The sequence below is a fragment of the Kitasatospora sp. NPDC057500 genome, assembly GCF_042802195.1.
Lineage (GTDB): Bacteria > Actinomycetota > Actinomycetes > Streptomycetales > Streptomycetaceae > Kitasatospora.
In genome coordinates, this window is the sequence record NZ_JBHVER010000400.1 from 1 (window position 1) to 2,672 (window position 2,672).

2 protein-coding genes are annotated in these 2,672 nt (G+C 72.0%); one reads left to right on the forward strand and one right to left on the reverse strand.

The genetic code is table 11. The features are described from left to right. Positions 1–41: 41 nt before the first annotated feature. Positions 42–872, reverse strand: coding sequence for an IclR family transcriptional regulator (locus ACFU74_RS36885; protein WP_380764509.1), 831 nt, complete (start codon positions 870–872; stop codon positions 42–44). A 343-nt stretch (positions 873–1,215) separates the two neighbouring features. Between ACFU74_RS36885 and ACFU74_RS36890 the strand changes: the two genes are divergently transcribed. Then, the gene (locus tag ACFU74_RS36890; protein ID WP_380764510.1) at positions 1,216–2,529 is read left to right on the forward strand and encodes an extracellular solute-binding protein; all 1,314 of its coding nucleotides are present in this window, start codon (positions 1,216–1,218) and stop codon (positions 2,527–2,529) included. Positions 2,530–2,672: the final 143 nt, after the last annotated feature.

Here is a 2,672-nt window from a genome sequence, read left to right on the forward strand (position 1 = left end):
GCCCGGCACCTGTTGGTTCAGGTGCCGGGCCCTTCCGCGTGTCATGCCACCGGGCGGTCGGAGCCGAGTTCGCGGGAGATGCGCAGGCCGACCTGGGCGACGACGGGGCCGAGGGCGCGGACGCGGGCGGCGGTCATCCGGGAGGTGAGGCCGGAGACCGAGAGGGCGGCGGTGACCTCGCCGGTGTGGTCGAAGATCGGGGCGGCGACGCAGCGGACCTCGGGCTCGTTCTCGCGGTCGTCGATGGAGTAGCCGCGGGCCCGGATGCGGGCGAGGTCGGCGCGCAGGTGGGTCTCGTCGGAGATGGTCCAGGTGGTGACCGGGCGCAGGCCGGCGGCGACGACCTCGGCGACCGCCTCGTCGGGGAGCCAGGCGAGGATCGCCTTGCCGGTCGCGGTGCAGTAGGCGGGGGCCCGGCTGCCGACCCGGGAGGCCATCCGGACGTTGGTCTCGTCCTCGACCTTGTCCAGGTAGACGATGCCGGGCGCCTGCCAGACGGTGAGGTGGACGGTCTCGCCGGCCTCGCGCTGGAGGCGGCGCAGGTGCTCGGCGGCGACGCTGCGCAGGTCGAGGGTGGAGAGGTAGGCCTGGCCGAGGCGGAGCGAGCCGTGGCCGAGGCGGAACCAGCCGGTCTCCCGGTCGCGGTCGAGCAGGTGCTCGTCCAGCAGCGGGCCGGTGAGCCGCAGCACGGTGGACTTGTTGAGGTCGAGGGCTTCGGCGAGCTGCGCGAGCGGGACGCCGCGCCCGTCACCGTGGTCGCGGACGTAGCCGAGGACGGACAGCGCCCGGCGCAGCGAGGAGGACTGGTTGCGCTCGCCCGCCGCCTTCTTCGGCTTCGCGGTGGTGGCCGGGCCGGCCGCCTGCTCCGTCATCGATCCTGTTCCCCTCTCGTTCCGCCGCCGGACGGCAGCGGTTGTCGAACCGTACCCCTTCCGGACCCGGCCGCCGCTTTTTCGATACAGCGTTGTGCAGTGCAAAACTTCGCGAACCGGCTCTTGTTGGGCGCGAGCGCCCGCGCCTAACGTCCCTGGCATCGAGCAGGCGACGCAGCCCACCCGAGCGGTCGCTCTGCCGTACCCGCGTAGCACCACCCCCACATCCACGCGTTCACGCACGCACCCATCACACCGGCCCCGGTCAGGGCCTGCTTCGACGTGCCCGTCCCCAGCGGCGCACGTCTCGGCGGCAGCTGTCGGGAGGGGAGGCTCCACACCCATGCGCATCGCCAGACGGACCACCGCGGCCGCCGTTCTCGCCGTCACCTGCCTCACGGCCGCCGTTGCCTGTTCGCCCGGTACCGCCGTACCGGCCGGCGAGAAGGCCGCGGACGACAAGACCGGCACGCTGCAGGTCTGGCTGTACAACGAGGCCGGCAACGCCGCCAAGGAGGCGGTGATCAGCAAGGCGGTCGCCGAGTTCCAGGCCTCCCACCAGGGCGTCACCGTCAACGTCAGCTACATCGACACCGACGCCTCGGCCCGTGCGGCCAAGATGAAGGGCGCGTTCAACGACCCGAACAGCGCCCCGGACCTGGTCGAGTTCGGCAACACCGACCTGCCCGGCTACGTCGCCGCGGGCGGCCTCGCCGAGATCGGCGCCGACCTCGACAAGTGGAAGGACAAGGGCGACCTCGACCCGGCGATCGCCTCGACCGCCGTGCTCGACGGCAAGACCTACGGTCTGCCCTGGTGGGTCGGCGTGCGCGCGCTGTACTACCGCACCGACCTGTTCACCGAGGCCGGCCTGGCCGCGCCGACCTCCTACGCCGACCTGGTCGCCGCCACCGAGAAGATCCACGCCGCGCACCCGGACACCTTCGGCATCGCGATCGGCGGCAAGTACACCTTCGGCGCGCTGCCCTTCGTCTGGGACGCGGGCGGCGACATCGCCGCCAAGGAGGGCGACAAGTTCAAGGCGGCGATCAACTCGCCCGCCTCGCAGGCCGGCATCAAGCGCTACACCGACCTCTTCAACGAGAACGGCTGTCCGGTCCAGCAGTGCGCCGACCTCACCGGCGGCAAGACCGTCGACCTGTTCGCGGCCGGCAAGTCGGCGATGGCGATCCTGCCGAACTCCAGCCGCAGCAAGGTGGACGCGGGCGCGGCCAAGGACAAGTACGCGGTCGTCCCGCTGCCCGGCGAGAAGGCCGGCTCGATCGCCCCGGCGTTCGCCGGCGGCAACAACCTCGGCGTGATGAAGGCGGCCAAGCACCGCACCCTGGCCGTGGAGTTCGCCGAGCTGCTGGCGAGCCCGGCGTACCAGGAGCAGATGTACGACGCCATGGGCAACCTGCCGACCCTGAAGTCGGTCAACGCCAAGGTCGCCGCCAAGGACGCCTTCCTGAAGCCGTTCACCGACACCATCGCGGCCGGCACCAAGTTCGTCCCGCTGGACCAGGCGTGGGCGCAGATCGACGCGCAGTCCGTCATCCCGACGATGCTCCAGCAGATCGTCACCGGCAAGGCGGACGTGGCCAAGGCCTCGGGCGACGCCGCCACCCAGATCACCTCGGCCTTCGCCGCCAACTGAGCCAGGCCGTCCGAGAGCCCAGGCCGACAGCCCAGGCCGGCTGATCCCGGGTCCGGTGGGTCCACGCCACCGGACCCGGGCCCACCGGGCATCCAGAGAGCAGGTCCCGTACGTGTCCGCACCCACCACGACCGCCCCGGCGG

Bases quoted from the DNA above. Each gene is read 5' to 3' on its own strand.
- ACFU74_RS36885 (WP_380764509.1), bottom strand. From the start codon at position 872: ATGACGGAGCAGGCGGCCGGCCCGGCCACCACCGCGAAGCCGAAGAAG.
- ACFU74_RS36890 (WP_380764510.1), top strand. From the start codon at position 1,216: ATGCGCATCGCCAGACGGACCACCGCGGCCGCCGTTCTCGCCGTCACC.